The organism is Pseudomonas sp. 9AZ (assembly GCF_902506525.1).
GTDB classification, from domain to species: domain Bacteria; phylum Pseudomonadota; class Gammaproteobacteria; order Pseudomonadales; family Pseudomonadaceae; genus Aquipseudomonas; species Aquipseudomonas peli.
Map to the genome: position 1 here is coordinate 1,751,508 of NZ_LR733840.1, position 18,804 is coordinate 1,770,311.

Here is an 18,804-nt window from a genome sequence, read left to right on the forward strand (position 1 = left end):
GATGACTACCAAGGAAATGGAATACGGCCAGGACGACAAAACCGTCATCCTCAACCGCAAAGGTGATGCCCCCGCCCACAGCCCGCTGACTGACTTCGCCGCGCCGCCGAAATTCGAGCAGCTGGAAGAGCGGATGATCTACGCCGCGCGCCTGCGCCCGGCCGAGAGCTTCAATATCAGCCTCAACCCGCTGGTCGCCGCCGCCGCCACCCTGCTCTCGGAAGTGGTGCGTCTCAAGCACAGCTTCGACAGTGAAGACATGCACGCGCTGAACCAGCGCCTGTCCAGCGCCATCAAGCTGTTTGAACACCGCGCCCTGCATGAAGGCGCGGAAAGCAGCCAGGTGATGGCCGCGCGTTACGTGCTGTGCACCGTGGTCGATGAGGCCGTGGTAACCACGCCCTGGGGCAACGAGAGCGAATGGTCGCAGATGAGCCTGCTGTCCTCGTTCCACAACGAGACCTTCGGCGGCGAGAAGTTCTTCCAGCTGCTCGAGCGCCTGTCGCGCAACCCGGTCAAGCACTTGCCGATGCTCGAGCTGATGTACCTATGCCTGTCCCTCGGTTTCGAGGGCAAGTACCGCGTACTGCCGCGCGGCATGCTTGAACTTGAAGCGGTACGCGACAGCCTCTATCGGCAGATCCGCCAGATGCGCGGTGATGTGCCACGCGAGGTTTCGCCGCACTGGCAGGGCCTGAAAGACACCCGCCGGCGCCTGGTGCGCATCGTGCCGTGGTGGTTGGTGGCGCTGTTTACCCTGGTCTGCCTGGTGGTGATGTATGGCGGTTTCGCCTGGGTATTGGGCGAGCAACGCGAAACTATTTTGCAGCCGTACGAGCAACTCGACCCGTCAGCGGGTGTAAGCATGGATGATCTGAAATGAAGCCTTTTTTCGGCAAGTTAGCCGCATTTTTCCGCAAGACCTGGGTATGGAGCCTGTGTCTGGTATTGGTCCTGGCGCTGCTGGTGTGGTTTGTCGGCCCGCTGCTGGCGGTCAACGATTACAAGTTCTGGGAATCGGCCACCAGCCGCCTGCTGAGCATCAGCGGGTTGTTCCTGATCTGGGGCCTGGCCATGGTGTTCGCCAGCTGGAAAGCCACCGCCCGCAAGCAGGCCGAGGAAGACGATGCCGACGCCCAAGAGCGCCTGCGCCGCGAAGGCCTGATCAACGAGGAGCAGCTCGAGCTGCGCAATCGTTTCAAGCAGGCCCTGCACACCCTCAAACGCTCCAGCCTGTACCGCGGCCGTAGTGAGAAGTGGCGCAATGAGCTGCCCTGGTACCTGCTGCTCGGCCCGCAGAGCAGCGGCAAGACCAGCCTGCTGGACTTCTCCGGCCTGGATTTCCCGCTTAATCGCGGTGACCAGCAACGCCTGACCAAAGACGTTTCCGGCACCCGTTATGCCGACTGGTATTTCGCCGACCACGCCGTGCTAATCGACACCGCCGGGCGCTACCTGACTCAGCCCGACCCAGCCATCGACAGCCGCGCCTGGGACACCCTGCTGGGCCTGCTGCGCAAACGCCGCGCGCGCCCGCTGAACGGTGTACTTGTGAATATCCCGGTGGAGCAGCTGCAAGGCGGCAGCGAAATCGAACTGGAAAACCTCGCCCGCCAGACCCGTCAGCGTCTGCAGGATATTCACCAGCGCCTGGGTGCCGATGTACCGGTGTACCTGGTGCTGAGCAAGGCCGACAAGGTGCTCGGCTTCGATGAGTTCTTCGACCAGCTGTCGCGCGAAGAAAGCGATCAGGTACTCGGCGCGAGCTTCCGCAAAGAGCAGAACGCCACCGACGTACAGGTGATCCGCCAGGAATTCGAAGAACTGCTGCGCCGCCTCAACAGCCAGGTGATCCTGCGCATGCACCAGGAGCGCGACACCCAGCGCCGTGGCCGCATTCTCGATTTTCCGCACCAGCTGGGCTTGCTCGGCGAGCGTCTGTGCCTGTTCAGCGAACTGGCTTTCAGCGGCAACCGCTACCAGCGTGCCAGCCAGCTGCGCGGCTTCTACCTGACCAGCGCGCCGGAACTGAACGACCAGCTCGACCCGAGCACCAGCAGCATCGGCCGCAACCTGGGCCTGTCGAGCAGCGCCCTGCCGACCTTCCGCACCGGTCGTGCACGCTTTATCAATCACCTGCTCAGCCGAGTGATCTTCCCCGAAGCCGACCTTGCCGGCCTCGATCAGAAGGAAGTGCGTCGTATCGACTGGGGCCAGCGCGCCATGTACGCCACCGCCCTGGTGGTGCTCGGCATATTCGGTGTGGTCTGGGCCGGCGGCTTCTCCGGTAACCACGGCCGTCTGGAGCAACTGCGCGACCTCGCTCAACAACTGACCCAGCAACACAACAGCCTCGGCGCTCAGGATGATGCCCTGCGCACTCTCAAGGCGCTGGACCATAGCTACGCCGCCACCCAGGTGTTCCCGCCGGTGGATGAAGTGTCCTACCTGCAACGCGGCGGCCTGTACCAGGGCGAGAAAGTCGACCCGACGCTGCAACAGGCTTACCGCGCGGAGCTGGAAAACCTCCTGCTCAGCCGCGTCGGTCGCCAGCTGGAAGCGCAAGTACGCGCCAACCTGGGTGACCGTGAACGCCTGCTCAACAGCCTGCGCGCCTATCTGATGCTCAATCTGGAAGAACGCCGCGACAAGGCCTTCCTGCAGGAGTGGCTGGCGGCCGACTGGTCGCTGCGTTACGCCGGCAACAGCGCCGGCCAGCGCGGCCTAAATGAGCACTTCGAGCGCCTGCTGTCCGAGTCGTTCGCACCTTATTCGCTGAATGAACCGCTGGTGGCCCAGGCTCGGCAGATCCTGCGCAGCGAGTCGCTGGCCAACGTGGTCTACCGCATGCTGCGTGATCAAGCGCGTAGCCTGCCGGAATATCGCCTGAGCCAGAAACTCGGCCCGCAGGCCGGGCTGTTCATTGGCAGCGACTACGCCATTCCGGGTTTCTATACCCAGGTTGGCTACCAGAAAACCTTCACCTCCAAGGGCGCCGACCTGGTGCGCGACCTGCTGCGCGACAACTGGGTGCTTGGCGAAGGCGACACCCTGAGCTCGGGCGACCTCAGCCGTCTGCTGGTGGAAATGGAGCAGCTGTACTTCCGCGATTACGCCAACTACTGGGGTGAAGCCCTCGCCCAGCTGTCGCTGGACCCAATCGGCAGCGCCGGCCAGGGTGCCCTGCAGCTGGCCGGCCTGACCGCCGCCAACTCGCCACTGCTGCAACTGCTGGTGGAAGTGCGCGACAACACCCGCTTCAAAGGCATGGCCGAAGCCGCCGATGATGCCGGTGCCGCCGCCGAAGCGCTGGAAGGCGCCAAGGGCAAGCTGGGCAAAGTCGCCAAGCTCGCCGGTGCTGCCGCCGAACAGGCACAAGCGGCACTGGTGAAAAACCTGCCGGACACCGCGCGGAAAACCCTGGAACGTCGCTTCGAACCGCTGCACCGCCTGCTTGATGAAAACGGCGGTGCCGGCCCGGAACTGGCCACCACCCTGCAAGCGCTGGATGCACTGCAACTGCAACTGGCCAGCCTGGCGCACGCCAGTGCCCCGGAACAGGCCGCGTTCGAACTGGCCAAGGCGCGTATGGCCGGCCAACGCGATGCGATCAACCAGGTGCGCAGCAGTGCCGCACGCCTGCCGCAACCGGTCGGCAACTGGCTCGGCCTGCTCGCCGAAGACAGCTGGATGCTGGTGCTCAACGACGCCTACCACTACCTCAACCAGCGTTATAAGAGCGAGCTGTACGCCGCGTATGACGGCTCGTTGAAGCAGCGTTATCCGTTCAGCGCGCACAGCGAAAGCGATGTGGCGATTGCCGACTTCCGCGAGTTCTTCAAGGCTCAGGGGATTGCCGAGCGCTTCTTCGACAACTACCTCAAGCCGTTCGTCAGCGGTACCGCCGGCCAGTATCAACTGCGCCGCGTGGATGGCCGTGGCCTGCCGTTGTCGCGCGAGTTCCTGCTGCAGATGAGCCACACGCAAACCATCCGCCGCAGCTTCTTCGCCGAGAACCCCAACGAGCCGAAAGTGCTGTTCAAGCTGGAACCCTACTCGCTGGACTCCAGCCTGGGTCGCGCCGATTTCCGCTTCGGCAACCAGCAAATGGAATACCGCCACGGGCCCATCGTGCAGACCGCCTTCAGCTGGCCGGCTGAAGCCAATGAAGGGCGCACCAGCCTGGTGGTCGAAGAGCTCGGTGGACGTAAGGTGGGTATCGAGAAGAACACCGGTCCCTGGTCGCTGTTCCGCCTGCTCGACCTGATGAGCGTGGACTATCACAGCGGCCGCGATGTGCTGATGCTCAAGGCCGACCTCGGCGGCCTGCGCGCCAACTACCTGTTGCACAGCCAGCGCTCGCCGAACCCGTTTGACCTGGACCAGCTGCGCAGCTTCAAACTGCCGGCCACGCTCTGATGCAAGAGGTTGCCAACCTCTGGCGCAGCGCTGCGCGCACCGACACCGGCAAGGTGCGGGCGCGCAACGAGGATGCCTTTCTGGCCCTGCCGGAACAGGGCCTGTGGGTAGTTGCCGACGGCATGGGCGGGCACCAGAACGGTGCCCTGGCCAGCCGCCTGATTGTCGAGCAGCTGGCCGAGCCGAGCGCAGGCGATTTGCCGCAGCGTCTGGATGAGCTGCGCAAGCGCCTGCACGCCCTCAACCGCCGCCTGGGTCAGGAACTGACGGTCACCGCCGCCCATCCGGACCCGGTGATCGGCAGCACGGTGGTGGCTCTGCTGATCGAGGGTGACCGCGCCGCCTGCGTGTGGGCCGGCGACAGCCGCTGCTACCTGTGGCGCGGCAGCCGGCTGTATCAGCTCAGCCGCGATCACTCGCTCTTACAGCAACTGATTGATGAACAGCAACTCAGCCCCAGCGAAGCTGCACGGCATCCGGCAGCGCACGCCCTGACCCGCGCCATCGGTGCCAGTGACGAGCTGAAGCTGGAAATTCTCGAACTCGATGTGCTGCCCGGCGATGCCTTTCTGCTGTGCAGCGATGGCCTTTACCAAGGTCTTTCGGCCGATGCTTTGGGCGCTGCGCTGAACCTGCCTTCACCGCAGCTGACGCTGAATCGGTTGTTCCAGCAGGCCCTCGACGGCCCGGCGCGGGACAACCTGAGTGCGGTGGTGATTCGCCGATGAGGACTCACGGATGAGTGAACAGCTGCTCGACGAACTGCAGCAGGCCAACAGCCCGGCCAGCGACCTGACCTACTTCGCCCTGGCCGCGACGGCTGCCAAACCGGTAGCGCAAGCCCCGCGCGAAGTACTCAGCGAACTGCCGGAAGTGCTCGGCGGCCGCTACAAGATCGAGCGCTTGCTCGGCGTCGGCGGCATGGGTGCGGTGTATCGCGCTCGTGATCTGCTGCGCGAACAGTTCGGTGACCCCGAACCGTATGTCGCGCTGAAAACCCTCAGCGATGACTTCGCCGAATACCCGGACGCCAACGCGCTGCTGTACAGCGAGTTCGCCCTCACCGCGCGGCTGAATCACCCGCATGTGGTGCGCCTGTTCGGCTTCGAGGTGGATGTGCCAAGCCAGCGCGCCTTCCTCACCCTGGAGCTGCTTAAGGGCCTTACGCTTGATCAGCTGCTTAGCGAACGTCCCGAGGGCCTGCCTTGGAGCGAGCTGCAGGAAATCGCCATCGCCCTGCTCGATGCCCTGAGCTATTCACACAGCCTCGGCGTGCTGCATGGCGACCTGAAACCCAGCAATGTGATGCTCGCCGAAGACGGCCTGCGCCTGTTCGATTATGGTCTCGGCCAGCCCGTGGAAGGGCTGTTACCCGGCCTGCCGCGCCTGTGCCGCAACCGTTTTACCGCCTGGACGCCGCGTTACGCCGCCCTGGAACTGCTCGACGGTGCGCCGCTAACCGCCGCTGCCGATGTCTATGCCGTGGCCTGTGTGCTGTATGAGCTGGCTAGCGGTCGCCACCCGTTCAGCCGGCAGAGCGCCAAACAGGCCAAGGCCATGGAGCTGGATAAACAGCTGCAACGCCCCGAGCAGTTACCGGCGCATTGCTGGCCCGCCCTGCGCACCGCGCTGGCGTTCGATGAGGCGCAGCGCAGCATCAGTTGCACGCAGTTGCTTGAGGTATTTCGCCAGCCCACGCCCAGCGGCTGGCGGCGCTGGCTCCGGCGCAGTTGAAGGCAGCACGCGCACAGCAGCATCAATGGATGATCTTTTAACAAGGAAATGACTATGTTCAACCCGGCCAATGAAACCCACTTCAGCCTGAGCATCGAAGGCCTTGAGCACGACCTGCAAGTGCTCGAGTTCAGCGGCCGCGAAGCCATCAGTCAGCCCTATCGTTTCGAGGTGGAACTGATCAGCGAGAACGCCGAGCTGGATCTGCAAAGCCTGCTGCATCAGCGCGCTTTTCTCGCTTTTACCCCAGACAGCTTGGGCATTCACGGCCTGATCTACCAGGTCGCCCAGGCCGAATCCGGCAAGCGCCTGACCCGCTACAAGCTGAGCATCGTGCCGCAGCTGAGCTACCTGGCCCTGCGCACCAATCAGCGAATTTTCCAGCATCTAACGGTGCCGCAGATCGTCGCCCAGGTGCTGCAGGAACACGGCATCGCCCTTGGCGGTTACCAATTCCAGCTCGGCCCAACGGTTTATCCCAAGCGCGATTACTGCGTGCAGTACGACGAAAGCGATCTGCACTTCGTCCAGCGCCTGTGCGAGGAAGAAGGTATTCACTACCACTTCCAGCACAACGAGCAGGGCCATGTGCTGCTCTTCGGCGATGACCAGAGCGCCTTCGGCAAACTCGGCCAGCCCACCGCCTACCTGCAGGACAACGGCATGACCGCCGACGAGCCGGTGATCAAGCGCTTCGCCGTACGCCTGGAAACCCGTACCAGCCGCATCACCCGCCGCGATTACGACTTCGAGCAACCGCGTCTGCTGATGGAAGCCGCCTTCAAGGAAGATCGCGATCCCGAGGCCAAGCCGCTACCGGATCTTGAGGATTACGACTACCCAGGCCGCTTTGTCGACCGTGCGCGCGGCAAGCACCTCAGCCAACGCCATCTGGAACGCCACCGCGCCGACTACCGCCTGGCTGAAGGCCGTGGCGATCAGCCAAAACTGCTCAGCGGGCACTTCCTGGAACTCTCCGACCACCCGCGCCAGGACTACAACGACCTCTGGCTGCTGCACGAGGTGATTCACCAGGGCAAACAACCCCAGGTGTTGGAAGAGTCGGTCACCAGCCATACCGCAGCCAGCGACGGCTTCACCCAGGGCTACCGCAACCACTTCACCGCCACACCCTGGGACGTGCCCTTCCGCCCGCCATTGGCCCATCCGAAACCCAGGGTACTCGGTAGCCAGACCGCCGTAGTCACCGGCCCAGCGGGTGAGGAAATCCACTGCGACGAGTACGGTCGGATCAAGGTGCAATTCTTCTGGGACCGCGAAGGCCAGGCCGACGACAAAACCAGCTGCTGGCTGCGCGTGGCCTCCAGCTGGGCCGGTGATGGCTACGGCGGCATCGCCATCCCGCGCATCGGCATGGAAGTACTGGTGACCTTCCTCGAAGGCGACCCCGACCAACCGCTGGTAACCGGCTGCCTGTACCACGCCGAACACGTGGTGCCTTACGACCTGCCGGCGAACAAGACCCGCACCGTATTCAAAACTCTCAGCACACCAGGCGGTGGCGGTTACAACGAGCTGCGCATCGAAGACAAGAAAGGTGCCGAGCAGATCTACCTGCACGCCCAGCGCGACTGGGACGAAAATATCGAGCACGACCAGAAGATCCGCGTCGGTAACGAACGCCACGACACCGTCGTAGCCAAGAGCTACACCGAGTTCAAAGCCGAAGAAAACCTCACCGTCAAAACCGAGCGCAAGGTCGAGGTCAAACCCGACGATCACCTCACCGTCGGACAGAACCAGCACATCAAACTCGGCACCGCCCAACTGACCAAAGCCGGCCGCGAAATCCACCTCAAAGCCGGGCAGAAGATGGTCATCGAAGCCGGCACCGAACTCACCCTCAAAGCCGGCGGCAGCTTTATCAAACTCGACCCCGGCGGCATTACCTTGCTCGGCCCCCTGGCCAAAATCAACGCCGGTGGTTCGCCGGGCAAAGGCTCGGGGATCAAGATCAAACCACCGGTGCTGCCGGGTGCGGCGGATAGCGATAAGGCGGGGAGTTTGTTGGATGAGGCGTTGGTGAACTCACTGCAAAAAACTGAAAACCAGCCTCAGGCATTTTTCCTTTTTTCTGAATAATTACTTCATAACTAATTAACCAAAATTTAAACGAGCGAACTTCGATGAAAACAAGTACCAAAATACAAAGCAAAAATAATTTCACAGAGAAAACAACTAAACTAGTTTTTCTAGTAAGTATATTACTGTTCAGCACCGCTTGCAGTAGCAAACCATTAAATGAATTTCAAAGCTTTGAGTACAAGGAAGCCATTCGCGCATTCCAAGAGCAACAGCATGACACACCTGGCGTATGGACTTGCAGCTACACTGAAAACAGCAAAGTCAGACCCAGCACGAATGCTGAATCGTTATTAGTAGAGGTAGATGAAAAATACATATATGTAAAACATAACAATCAAATCACCGAACTATCCCTAACAACTAGGGACAATGAAAAATCGACCTACAAAAACAAACAAGAAGGTCTATCGCTGAAAATAAATATAATCAATAAAATTAATTACAGCGAATATCAAGAGTCGCATGACCGGACAATAGAAGCAGAACTAGAGGCCTCAGGAAAAATTTATAAACTACAGCTTCTTGGAGAAGCATGCGGAATTTAATAGACATTACAAGATTATAGTTGCACAACGCGACAAGGAATTAGCATGTACACAATAGTAGAGAGCGGAACAAATGGTATTGAACCGGTCAAATCCTATGAAGACCTGGAGAAACACCATCCATCAAAAGCTAGAGAGCCAAAGCGTGAGTATGACGAAACTGATGGGCATCTAGAAGAAATCCGAACAAATGAGCCAGGCGGCCGCAGACTGGTAAAAAAAGATTTCGTTTTACTTGTAAATGGCAGCAACAAGTCTATTGATGTTCCGTGCCCTGTCGCAGGCTTTGTAAAGACTTTTAAGTCTTACGGCACAGTTAAAATATATAGCACCGAAAAATACGATGACCTGCTTGGACAAGTACTTCATTTAGATACCAATTTCAAAGTCAAAGATGGACAATACGTAGAGTACGGGCAGCCCATAGGTATTCAGTACAGGACTGATGGCGAAGGAAAACCAACATACGCAATACATACACACGCCGAACTTGAGCGTACACAGTTCGAAAAATACATAAAAGACATCGTGGACGGCAATATAAAGCCCGGCACATGGCCGTCAAATACCTCATCGACCGATGACAAGAAATATCAATTCCCCATTCGCAAGGTCGACGGCAACCACTACACCCTTGAAGAGCTTTACAAAGAATTAGAGAAGGAAAAATCCGGCCACTACATCCTAGGCAACAACGGTTTCTGGCATGGGGGCATCCACTTCAGCGATGCCAGCGTGCCACACGCCAAGCTCAAACAGGCCGTGCGCTGCATGGCAGATGGCGAAGTGGTCGCCTACCGGCTGAACAAGGATTATCTATCGTCCACATTCATGGGCGAAAAAGGCTGCGACAACCTGCGCTACTCCACGTCCTTCTGTCTGGTTCGCCACACCTATGAATCGCAAAAGCGTCCGGCGGAGAGCAAACCTGCTGCCAAAATCGAGTGGGTAGGTAAGACCGTGCAACTCATCAGCTCGCGCTATGGACGCGATATCGCAAGCACAGTCCTGGGTAATACGGGTAACTTCGAAGCGCTTATGCCGGCAGGCACAGAGCTGCAGATTCTCAAAATCCATGACACCAAAGATATGCGTTTCGCCTTGGCCACGATCAAGACTGCATTGCCCGGTAAAGATCGAGCTGGTAATCCGGTAACTCGTGCCGCAACGAGCGAAATCTGGTTCGCCGCATTCGACAAACAAGATGCGATTCTCAAGGATCGAAACAAGCAAGCCATCTTTAAGGATGTAACGCCTGCGCCCCCAGCTGAAGCGAAGACAGAAGACAAGAAGCCAGAAACCAACAAACTTGAATTCTTCAGCCTGTATATGCACCTGCTGCCTTTTGAGCATTACCCGCTACAGGATGGTGAGAGTCAGCGCCGTTTCAAGGTAAAGGTCAAAGGCCGCAATGTACGCAAGGAAGCGAACCTGACTGGTACCGTACTAGGGCAGATTGATAGCGGTGCGGAATTCGAGTTGATCTCAATCACATCCGGGCATCAGATAAAGCCCGGTGATACCGCTACCTATGAACTGGCTCAGATAAAGATTCTCAGCAAGGGCGTGAAAAAGAGCGGCGTACAAACAGCCAAAGAAGGTGACGTGGTCTGGATGGCCATCAGCAAGGCGGAACCAGGCAAAACAGACGAGCACTATGCGGAAGAAATCCCGCCACAAAAACGCATTCGCCCCACCTACTGGAAAGGCCAGGTCAAAGCTCAACTGAAAAAACGAGTTCCTGCCTTCAATAAACCAGAAGACCCAGTCGATAAAAAAATCGGTTTGCTTGCAGAAAATACCGTATTGGAATATGCCACAGGCACAGTAAAGCGAGTCATTCAGGCAGGCCGCCCGCAGATCATGGCCCCCTGCACCATTGTTAGCGGAGGATTCTGGGACACCCCAATGTGTCCTTCAGGCCCTATTTGGGTCGTCATCGATACTGATGCGGCTGAGCTTAAACCCGATGTTCCAAGCGACTTCGACTCTGTCGTCACCTGCGCAATCCCAATCAAAGCAGGTGATCCTATTGGCTACCTCGGTCTCTACGAGACACTCGCCAGCGCCAAAGGCGGGGTGAAAAGCCGACATCAGGTTCACGTAGAGCTGTTCGCTACAGACCCCAATCTGGAAGCATTCCTGAAGAACCCGGCGGGATTGAAGGACGGTAAGCAATACTTACGCGTTGCCAAGGGCAAGACCATCTATAACAAAGGCGGTACTGCAGAAACCCCGACGTTTACACCGAGCGGACTGGTCATAAACGAGAACTACCTGATTGCTGCGAGCCAGGCAAAGTTGTTCAAGGCCCCAGACAGCAAAGAGTGGTACCCGATCAAAGTCAACAGCGCCACCCCCCCCGTAGATGGTTATATCGCCAAGGCTGACGGAGAAATTATCAGCCAGCACGATAGGGAAAAATTGGGCTTCCAAATTATCAAGGAAAGCAACGATAACGCCGACGGCTTTCTCGACCCGAAGAAAATGCCGGATTTCTTTCAGAACCTCTACCTAAAGATCGATCAACTGGGTAACAAGGATGGCAAGGTCACTGCTGACGAAATACCCCTTGCCTTGAAAAACCACAAGCTCCGCGACCGTTGGTCGAAACTAATTGGCTACCATCCGACCGAGTGGCAAGCAAAATCATCTGCCCCTAAATGGCAGCGATTAGAAGAGTTACTCAAGGATGCCCCGGAAGTGCTTCGCCATGAAAAGGAACGTATTGATAATCTGGTGTTCTGGGATGAGCTGGAAGGGGCGATGCAAGTTGCGCTACCAAAGCAAGTTCACCATTTCCACCCGCTCAGTTTTATAGATACTCTTACTATTCAGAAAGCAGAATCGGTTGTCATGGAAGGTCAAATTACATTTGACGCTGAGGGAAACGACATCCCAGGGTCGCCTTATTTTAGTCGAGTAGTACATTGGCCAGGAAATGATCTATCAGGCGTCACCTTAGGACGTGGGTATGATATGGGCACTAGAAGTGAGTCAGAAATATATAATCACATGATCAGTTCCGGCATCGATAACACTCAAGCAGGAAAAATTTCCAAGGCACGCGGACTCAAAGGAGTTAATGCGCATCAATTTGTCACCAGCAACAAAAATGATATTGGTGAGATAACTTACAGCCAGCAAGTTTCATTATTTAAAATTATATATCCTGATTATGTAGCCAGGGCCATTACGAACTATAATACGTGGACCTCTGCCGAGCCAGGGCGAGTTGAATGGACAGGTCTTAAGCAAGTAATACGAGATATTCTTACGGACTTTGTCTACCAAGGTTTCACCAAGGGTCCAAACCCCATGAAAGCAGGAATGAATAACGATATTGATGAACTGATACGCTACATCGAGAACACCCCGGCCATTAGTCAATATGAGCCAGGTAGACGTAGAGCTAAATATTTAAGAAACCACAGATAAGGATAGGTTATGAAATTTTATCTACCTCAGATTATTTTTATACTCCCGCTAGCTATTTCCTCCGCGGCTTATTGCGCCGAGCATCGTAATGATCCTTGCGATTCAATAGAGCATAGCCAGCAAATTTTAGAATGTTCTACACAAAACAAAATAGAGGCCGACAACAAACTCAACGAGGAATACCGCACACTAATAAAAAAGATAAACTTACAGTACCATGCAAACAAAAAACTTGGAACTGAATACATTGCCACAATAAAAGACTCTCAACGTGCCTGGATAAAGCTAAGAGACACTAATTGTGTACTTGAAGCATTTGAAATTGAAACAGGAAGCCAAGCCCATACGGCCACAATAAATCAATGTATCGCCCGCATGAGCTCTGAGCGTACGCAATACTTGAAAGGCATTGCCCCAGAAACGCTATAAACCCTAGAACTTATAAAAATACAAATAAACAGAACTAGAAGCATACTGCACCAAATTATACTTCTGCTTGCATTTTTTGGTAACTCCACATACACCACTCAATCTTCGAAAGAGTCATTCGTCACAAACCAGAATCACGGAAAAAGGTCTTGCTATGAATACCTGACAAGACTGGTGAGAAGCAGTAATTTTCCGTTCACATATGTAAGCAAGGAAAAAGCTAATCTGCTGATCGACAAAGACACTGGTGATCGCGTGATGGCCCAGTTGTTTTTCGAGACAGGCGGCACCGGCACCATCGGTTGGGTGCAATACGACGTGCCCCAGCGACAGCTATTCAACGTTTCAGGCGATATGGAGGAACCGCAAGACCTGACGTTCGATGCATCGTTCGCTACCGAATATGAAACGTGCATAAACCGCTGAAATACGATCTCAGTTTTTATTGATGGAGCCGTCGCTTTGCCCTACGTCATTCCAATGACCTTACTGCTAATGCTTGTGCTGGCCACCCCCGCACAAGCACAGGCGACACCCCTCACATTCGATAGAGGCGGCAGCACTGAAACCTATCGTGCGGACATGGACACCGGCGAGTTGACGATCAGTCGGGGAACGGAAACCAAGGTATTCGCAGATCTCGTTGGCTATGCAGGCCAGACGTCCAGAGCCTTGGTTTCGTTCAACGGGGTTCCTGCACTGGTTTATGAAAACGCCGGATCAATTACTTCTTTCGAGGTGTTCTACACCCTCGCGCTAAAAGAAAAAGCTCCGGTCATCGATTGCCTGTACGGCAATATCCGCAATGGGCAGAACGGTGTCTCTATACGCAAGGCTGTGTGCAATCTGAATAAGCCGCTGTCGAGCGAGTATCAGGATCTGATTTTCGCCTACTCGGACAAGTGGATCGAAGCCTCTAATTCGGTATCCCTGCAATCCGTTATGGCGGAGCCCTCGCAGCCAGCCGATGCGCCTCTTGGCCGCCTAGGCGAGGTTGATATCGTATTGCGCTACAGCACGCTCGACGAGCTGATGTCCGCTGCCCCGAAAACCATCGCGACGTTGGGAAAGAAAACCCATGAGGTGAGCAACGGCAATGCGTACTTCGTTTATGAGGCTGATGGCATCACGCCGCTGGCGCTGGACGTGGAGACGGAACCGGCCACACACACGCTCAAACGCCTGACAGCAGCAGAGCTGCTGCGCAGCATCGAAGCCAACTGAGTGGCTCCAAGCTGATTACGCCAACGCGCTGAGCGAAAGGTTACCTAGCGCCCCACCGCCTTCAACGCCTGCGCCAACTCGGTAGCATCAGTAAAACTGCGCTGCCCCTGTAGCTGGCCCTGGCGCAGATCGAGCCAAAGTACGCTGGCATTGTCCGCCGGGTATCGGGGTGCAATGCGGGCGTCGCGGTCGAGGAGGACGCGGTAGTTGTAGTCGCGCATTTTGGGGATGGCGAAGAGTTTGCCGATGATGCTCGGCATGCGGCTGATATCGGCGAGAAACACCGTGTGGCGCTGCTCCAGATAGCCCTTGGGCTTGCCCTGCAGGGCGGCGTCAACGAGTTTGGCGGCGTCCATGCTGCGGGCTACCAGCAATACTTGCAGCTGATCGTCTAAGGTGTAGGCCTGGTCATGCTGATCGAGCAGAGTCCAGGGCGCCAAACGCTCACCGGTTTCCAGGGCCATGCTGGTGGCGGAGAACAGGCACAACAGCAGAGCAATAGCGGCTTTCATGGTGGGCACTCCGGCTTTATAGGTCGTCATCGCTCACCACTCTAACCAGATCCGCCTGCATGGCATATGCGGCATCCGCCAACTCGTTGTTGACCTGTTCAATCTTCAGCGTGCCGCTGACCCAGAGCGGGGCGTAGATGTCTTCCAGCTCAATACCTTTGGGGTAGCGCACCAGCACCAGTTGATTGGGTGGCGGCGGCGGCACGTGGATGCAGGCGCCGGGGTAGGGAACCAGGAAAAACAGCGTGCTATGGCCCTTGCCGTCGGTTTCCAGTGGCACCGGATAGCCGCCCAGGCGCACCGCCTTACCATCGAAGGCGGCGACGGTTTTCGTCGAATACATCACCGCCGGCAAGTTCTGATCCTGCTGCTTGAGGCCACCGGGGTTATAGAAGCCACTGTCCTGCTCAAGGCCTTGGTGGCTGATCTCGGGCATGTCTTCCAGGGCCTGGCGGTCTTCCGGTGGCATCAACTCCAGCCAATCGGTTTCCGGTAGTTCGGCATAGGCCAGGGTGCTGAGCAGCAGCAGAGGTAACAACAGGTAGCGCATCGGTGAGCTCACAGGGCAGCGAAGTGACAGGGCCTTAGCCCTTTTTAACAGCGCCGTAGATTACCAGCAGCACCACCGCGCCGATTACTGCACCGATAAAACCGGCGGACTCGCCCACCTTGTAGATGCCCAGCGCCTGGCCGCCATAGGTCGCAGCAATCGAGCCGCCGACACCCAGCAGGATGGTCATGATCCAGCCCATGCTGTCGTTACCCGGCTTGATAAAGCGCGCGATCAGACCGACGATCAAGCCGATAAAAATGATGCCAATAATGCTCATGCGAGCCTCCTCAATGGACGGTGGGATTTGCGACCGTTGATCTGACCACGGGAAATGCTGGCAGTTCGCTACTCTTCGGTCTCGGGTGGCACGACACCGTAGCGGTGGTAGATGCGGGCAATCTCGCCACTCTCGCGCATGCCGCGCAGCGTCTGTCCCAACTGCTCATAGAGGGCCCTTTTGTCACCCAGATAGTGGCGCTTCGAGGCACCGTAATAGTTACCAACGGATTGCTCGTACTGGTACTCGGCATAGCTGTAGTCGCTAAAGCCAATCTTGTTGAACTGCGCCTCAATGGCTTCGGCATCCAGCACCACCATCACATCCAGGCGTCCGGCGCGAAACATCCCGGCCAGCAGGTAGTCGTCCGTCGCCAGGCTTTTTGTCAGGGCGCTGTCGCCGTCGAACTGATCGAAATAAGCGGTGCCGCGTTTGACCCCGATCACCTTGCCCTGCAAGTCGGCATAGCTGCGCAGGCTGGCCTGCTGACCGGTCTTGACGATAAAGCGGATGCTTTTGCGCTGGGTACCGATGGACGGCAGAAAGTGCACGTAGTCCATGCGCTCGGTGGTGAACAACACACGGGGGGCTAGATCAATCCGCCCGGATTTGAGGTCTTCCAGGCTGCGCACGAAGGGCGCGTAGCGCCATTCGATTCGTGCACCGACGCGTTGCGCAGCCGTATCCAAGACTTCAATCAACGGGCCAACGGGCAGCGCGTCGATGGCCTGCATCTCTGGCGGGCGCTCGCGGTAATCGGCGCGCAACACCTGTTCGGCATGGCACAACGGCAGGAAGCATAGAGACAACAGCAGTAGACACTTCATGACTAGGCTCTTGTGTGTTCTACGCAAGAGCCTAGTCACAAAGCAGGGGTCAGGCCTTGGCGATCAGCGCTTCGACAGCCGCGATCTGCTTATCCAGAGTGGCACGATCCGCACAGCGCAAGGTGGCGTGACCGACCTTGCGCCCAGCCTTGAAGGCCTTGCCGTAGTGGTGCAAGCGGCAGTCCGCGATGGCGATAACCTGCTCGACCGGCGGAACCACACCGATAAAGTTAAGCATCGCGCTCTCACCGACCTTAGCAGTCGACCCCAACGGCAGGCCGGCAACGGCGCGCAGGTGGTTCTCAAACTGGCTGCACTCGGCGCCTTCGATGGTCCAATGCCCGGAGTTGTGCACGCGCGGGGCGATTTCGTTGGCTTTCAGGCCGCCATCGACTTCGAAGAACTCGAAGGCCAGCACGCCGACGTAATCGAGCTTGGTCAGCACGCGGCTGACGTAATCTTCGGCCAGCGCCTGCAGCGGGTGATCGGTGCTGGCGATGGACAGTGCCAGCACGCCGCTGTCGTGGCGGTTATGCACCAGCGGGTAGAAGCGCGTTTCGCCATCACGGGCACGCACCGCCACCAGCGACACTTCGCCGGTAAACGGCACGAAGCCTTCAAGGATGCACGGCACGCTGCCCAGCTCAGCAAAAGCGCCGGTTACGTCTTCGGGCTTGCGCAGGACTTTCTGGCCCTTGCCGTCGTAACCCAGGGTGCGGGTCTTCATCACAGCCGGTAGGCCAATGCTCGCCACAGCAGCGTCGAGGTCAGCCTGCGACTGGATATCGGCGAAATCCGGGGTCGGAATGCCGAGGTCCTTGAACATGGATTTTTCAAACCAGCGATCACGGGCGATACGCAGCGCGTCCGCGCTCGGGTACACCGGGACGAACTGCGAGAGGAAGGCCACGGTCTCGGCCGGCACGCTTTCGAACTCGAAGGTCACCAGGTCAACTTCATCAGCCAGCTGACGCAGGTGATCCTGATCGCCGTAATCGGCGCGGATATGTTCGCCCAGCGCTTGCGCACAGGCATCCGGCGCAGGGTCGAGAAAAGCGAAGTTCATCCCCAGCGGCGTACCTGCCAGGGCCAACATGCGACCCAGCTGGCCGCCACCGATTACGCCGATCTTCATGGGTTAGGCCTCACGCGGGTCCGGATTGTCCAGTACGGTTTCAGTCTGTTCCTGGCGGAACTGCTTGAGCGCCGCATGAAACTGCGGATGCTGGTGACCGAGGATGCTCGCGGCAAGCAGCGCGGCGTTTACGGCACCAGCCTTGCCGATGGCCAGGGTAGCGACTGGAATGCCGGCCGGCATCTGCACGATCGACAGCAGCGAATCGACGCCCGACAGCACCGCCGATTGCACCGGCACACCGAGGACCGGCAGGTGGGTCTTGGCCGCACACATGCCCGGCAGATGCGCCGCGCCGCCGGCACCGGCGATGATCACCTGAATGCCGCGCTCTTCAGCCTGTTCGGCGTACTGGAACAGCAGGTCCGGGGTGCGGTGGGCGGAAACCACCTTCACTTCGTACGGAATGCCCAGCTTGTCCAGCATCTCGGCGGTGTGGCTAAGGGTGGACCAATCGGACTTGGAGCCCATGATCACGCCAACCAGTGCGCTCATCGTCGTGCCTCTTCTTCATCAAGTGCCCGTAGGCGCTGCAGAAACTAACAAGCCACGCTGGAAACCAGGCGTGGCTTGTTAGGGAATGAATTATGGCGGTGCGGACCGCCAAAGGCCGCGCAGTATACCGTAAAGCCTGGGCTGGCGTGCACACCGACGCACCGTTTGTCGCGGGCCGCACGCCATGATGCCCAGTGACAAGTCAGCGAACGCCACGAGCAGACCTGGCGCACAAATCGCGGCGGGCGGCCTGGCTATACTGGGCATCCTTTAAATGCCCCAGGACACCACCATGACAAGGCTGTCACTGCTCCTCGCCGCTGCCCTCTTCACCCTCAACGCTAACGCCCTCGAACTGGCCAAATACCCGCAAGTATTCGATGCCGGCAATGGCATCAGCGTGACCGTCGCGCCGACCAGCGACGGCAAACAAGCACTGATCCAGGTCAGCGGCATCAACCACCCATTGGATGAAGTGGTACTGCTGAGCACGGTCAACGAGCACGGCAGCGATGAGCGCGACTACACCATCACCCTCGACGGCAGCGCCTACAACATGCTGATCAAGCGCCAGGGCTGGGGTGGCGAGCAATACCAGCTGTACCTGCCGAGCACCGACGGCTTCGAGCTGGGTTTTGATGAAGCCAAGAGCAAACAGACCAAACCAGCCAACCTTCTGGCGCTCTACGAGCAGCAGAAGAAAAAAGGCATACAGGACAAGCTGAGCAGCTTCGACCGGGAAAAGCGCGTGGCCGACTTCACCCAGCAGCTGCAGCAGATTGATCAGGACGCCTCGAAAGCCTGCAACACACCGCTGACCACCCAGGTTGACTGGAACGCCATCGACGACGACAAACTCAAGCGCCTTAGCGTGCCGAGCTTCTGCGGTGAAGTGGTCAACCAGCTGGCTAACCTGTGCCAGAACGGCGACGAGCAACAGGCTGTCGCCAAGGGTCTGAAAACCGTGCAGTGCAGCTTTGCGCAGAAGCTCAAGCTGCGCGAAAACGAGGCGACCCTGACCTTCACCACCCATGAAAAAGCACCCAATCAGGGCGACTTTATCAACGCCTTCCTGCGTAATCGCTAAATCATCCTAGATCACAGCGGTCC

The 18,804-nt window shown here is 57.8% G+C and carries 17 protein-coding genes; 11 read left to right on the forward strand and 6 right to left on the reverse strand.

The features are described from left to right. The first annotated feature begins 1 nt into the window (after position 1). The 10 genes from icmH (at position 2) to ALTER154_RS08200 (ending at position 13,895) form a co-directional block, all read left to right on the forward strand. Positions 2-883: a type IVB secretion system protein IcmH/DotU gene (gene icmH / locus ALTER154_RS08155; protein ID WP_160086102.1), complete on the forward strand. Its 882-nt coding sequence runs from the start codon at positions 2-4 to the stop codon at positions 881-883. Beyond that, positions 880-4,419 (forward strand): type VI secretion system membrane subunit TssM, encoded by a 3,540-nt coding sequence (gene tssM / locus ALTER154_RS08160; RefSeq protein WP_160086104.1) that lies wholly within the window; start codon positions 880-882, stop codon positions 4,417-4,419. Before icmH ends, tssM begins: the two co-directional genes overlap by 4 nt. Continuing rightward, positions 4,419-5,147, forward strand: a complete 729-nt coding sequence (locus ALTER154_RS08165) for a PP2C family serine/threonine-protein phosphatase (protein ID WP_160086106.1) — start codon at positions 4,419-4,421, stop codon at positions 5,145-5,147. The genes tssM and ALTER154_RS08165 overlap by 1 nt, the downstream gene beginning before the upstream one ends. Positions 5,148-5,157: 10 nt before the next feature. Beyond that, on the forward strand, positions 5,158-6,153 hold the full coding sequence (locus ALTER154_RS08170) for a serine/threonine-protein kinase (protein WP_160086108.1): 996 nt from the start codon (positions 5,158-5,160) through the stop codon (positions 6,151-6,153). Positions 6,154-6,207: 54 nt separating this feature from the next. Further along, complete coding sequence (gene tssI, locus ALTER154_RS08175; RefSeq protein WP_160086110.1) at positions 6,208-8,256, forward strand: type VI secretion system tip protein TssI/VgrG; 2,049 nt, start codon at positions 6,208-6,210, stop codon at positions 8,254-8,256. Between the two features lie 44 nt (positions 8,257-8,300). Then, complete coding sequence (locus tag ALTER154_RS08180) at positions 8,301-8,804, forward strand: hypothetical protein (protein WP_160086112.1); 504 nt, start codon at positions 8,301-8,303, stop codon at positions 8,802-8,804. A gap of 45 nt (positions 8,805-8,849) precedes the next feature. Further along, positions 8,850-12,242 (forward strand): hypothetical protein, encoded by a 3,393-nt coding sequence (locus tag ALTER154_RS20985; RefSeq protein ID WP_256665620.1) that lies wholly within the window; start codon positions 8,850-8,852, stop codon positions 12,240-12,242. Positions 12,243-12,251: 9 nt separating this feature from the next. Further along, positions 12,252-12,671 (forward strand): lysozyme inhibitor LprI family protein, encoded by a 420-nt coding sequence (locus tag ALTER154_RS08190; RefSeq protein ID WP_160086114.1) that lies wholly within the window; start codon positions 12,252-12,254, stop codon positions 12,669-12,671. A 174-nt stretch (positions 12,672-12,845) separates the two neighbouring features. Next, positions 12,846-13,097 carry a hypothetical protein gene (locus tag ALTER154_RS08195; RefSeq protein ID WP_160086116.1) on the forward strand — a complete coding sequence of 84 codons (252 nt, stop codon included), beginning with the start codon at positions 12,846-12,848 and terminating at the stop codon, positions 13,095-13,097. A 36-nt stretch (positions 13,098-13,133) separates the two neighbouring features. Further along, positions 13,134-13,895 carry a hypothetical protein gene (locus ALTER154_RS08200; protein WP_160086118.1) on the forward strand — a complete coding sequence of 254 codons (762 nt, stop codon included), beginning with the start codon at positions 13,134-13,136 and terminating at the stop codon, positions 13,893-13,895. A 44-nt stretch (positions 13,896-13,939) separates the two neighbouring features. Here the strand turns inward: ALTER154_RS08200 and ALTER154_RS08205 are convergent, their stop codons facing one another. The 6 genes from ALTER154_RS08205 to purE all read right to left on the reverse strand — a co-directional run bounded on the left by ALTER154_RS08205 (position 13,940) and on the right by purE (position 17,694). Next, positions 13,940-14,407, reverse strand: a complete 468-nt coding sequence (locus ALTER154_RS08205) for an FAD/FMN-containing dehydrogenase (RefSeq protein ID WP_160086120.1) — start codon at positions 14,405-14,407, stop codon at positions 13,940-13,942. 16 nt (positions 14,408-14,423) lie between these two features. Then, a complete protein-coding gene (locus ALTER154_RS08210) occupies positions 14,424-14,957 on the reverse strand; it encodes a DUF3299 domain-containing protein (RefSeq protein ID WP_160086122.1) in 534 nt (177 codons plus the stop codon). Positions 14,958-14,991: 34 nt separating this feature from the next. Then, entirely contained in the window at positions 14,992-15,237 is a 246-nt protein-coding gene (locus tag ALTER154_RS08215) for a GlsB/YeaQ/YmgE family stress response membrane protein (RefSeq protein ID WP_090250808.1), read from the reverse strand. A gap of 68 nt (positions 15,238-15,305) precedes the next feature. Beyond that, positions 15,306-16,064 carry an ABC transporter substrate-binding protein gene (locus tag ALTER154_RS08220; protein ID WP_160086124.1) on the reverse strand — a complete coding sequence of 253 codons (759 nt, stop codon included), beginning with the start codon at positions 16,062-16,064 and terminating at the stop codon, positions 15,306-15,308. 49 nt (positions 16,065-16,113) lie between these two features. Then, positions 16,114-17,199 (reverse strand): 5-(carboxyamino)imidazole ribonucleotide synthase, encoded by a 1,086-nt coding sequence (locus tag ALTER154_RS08225; protein WP_160086126.1) that lies wholly within the window; start codon positions 17,197-17,199, stop codon positions 16,114-16,116. Between the two features lie 3 nt (positions 17,200-17,202). Further along, positions 17,203-17,694, reverse strand: coding sequence for a 5-(carboxyamino)imidazole ribonucleotide mutase (gene purE, locus ALTER154_RS08230; RefSeq protein WP_090250815.1), 492 nt, complete (start codon positions 17,692-17,694; stop codon positions 17,203-17,205). Between the two features lie 292 nt (positions 17,695-17,986). Here purE and ALTER154_RS08235 point away from each other — a divergent pair, with 292 nt between their 5' ends. Continuing rightward, positions 17,987-18,781: a hypothetical protein gene (locus ALTER154_RS08235; protein WP_160086128.1), complete on the forward strand. Its 795-nt coding sequence runs from the start codon at positions 17,987-17,989 to the stop codon at positions 18,779-18,781. Positions 18,782-18,804: the final 23 nt, after the last annotated feature.

Bases quoted from the DNA above. Each gene is read 5' to 3' on its own strand.
- ALTER154_RS08190 (WP_160086114.1), top strand. From the start codon at position 12,252: ATGAAATTTTATCTACCTCAGATTATTTTTATACTCCCGCTAGCTATT.
- tssI (WP_160086110.1), top strand. From the start codon at position 6,208: ATGTTCAACCCGGCCAATGAAACCCACTTCAGCCTGAGCATCGAAGGC.
- ALTER154_RS08235 (WP_160086128.1), top strand. From the start codon at position 17,987: ATGACAAGGCTGTCACTGCTCCTCGCCGCTGCCCTCTTCACCCTCAAC.
- ALTER154_RS08170 (WP_160086108.1), top strand. From the start codon at position 5,158: ATGAGTGAACAGCTGCTCGACGAACTGCAGCAGGCCAACAGCCCGGCC.
- ALTER154_RS08210 (WP_160086122.1), bottom strand. From the start codon at position 14,957: ATGCGCTACCTGTTGTTACCTCTGCTGCTGCTCAGCACCCTGGCCTAT.
- icmH (WP_160086102.1), top strand. From the start codon at position 2: ATGACTACCAAGGAAATGGAATACGGCCAGGACGACAAAACCGTCATC.
- purE (WP_090250815.1), bottom strand. From the start codon at position 17,694: ATGAGCGCACTGGTTGGCGTGATCATGGGCTCCAAGTCCGATTGGTCC.
- ALTER154_RS08165 (WP_160086106.1), top strand. From the start codon at position 4,419: ATGCAAGAGGTTGCCAACCTCTGGCGCAGCGCTGCGCGCACCGACACC.
- tssM (WP_160086104.1), top strand. From the start codon at position 880: ATGAAGCCTTTTTTCGGCAAGTTAGCCGCATTTTTCCGCAAGACCTGG.
- ALTER154_RS08180 (WP_160086112.1), top strand. From the start codon at position 8,301: ATGAAAACAAGTACCAAAATACAAAGCAAAAATAATTTCACAGAGAAA.
- ALTER154_RS08220 (WP_160086124.1), bottom strand. From the start codon at position 16,064: ATGAAGTGTCTACTGCTGTTGTCTCTATGCTTCCTGCCGTTGTGCCAT.
- ALTER154_RS20985 (WP_256665620.1), top strand. From the start codon at position 8,850: ATGTACACAATAGTAGAGAGCGGAACAAATGGTATTGAACCGGTCAAA.
- ALTER154_RS08205 (WP_160086120.1), bottom strand. From the start codon at position 14,407: ATGAAAGCCGCTATTGCTCTGCTGTTGTGCCTGTTCTCCGCCACCAGC.
- ALTER154_RS08215 (WP_090250808.1), bottom strand. From the start codon at position 15,237: ATGAGCATTATTGGCATCATTTTTATCGGCTTGATCGTCGGTCTGATC.
- ALTER154_RS08225 (WP_160086126.1), bottom strand. From the start codon at position 17,199: ATGAAGATCGGCGTAATCGGTGGCGGCCAGCTGGGTCGCATGTTGGCC.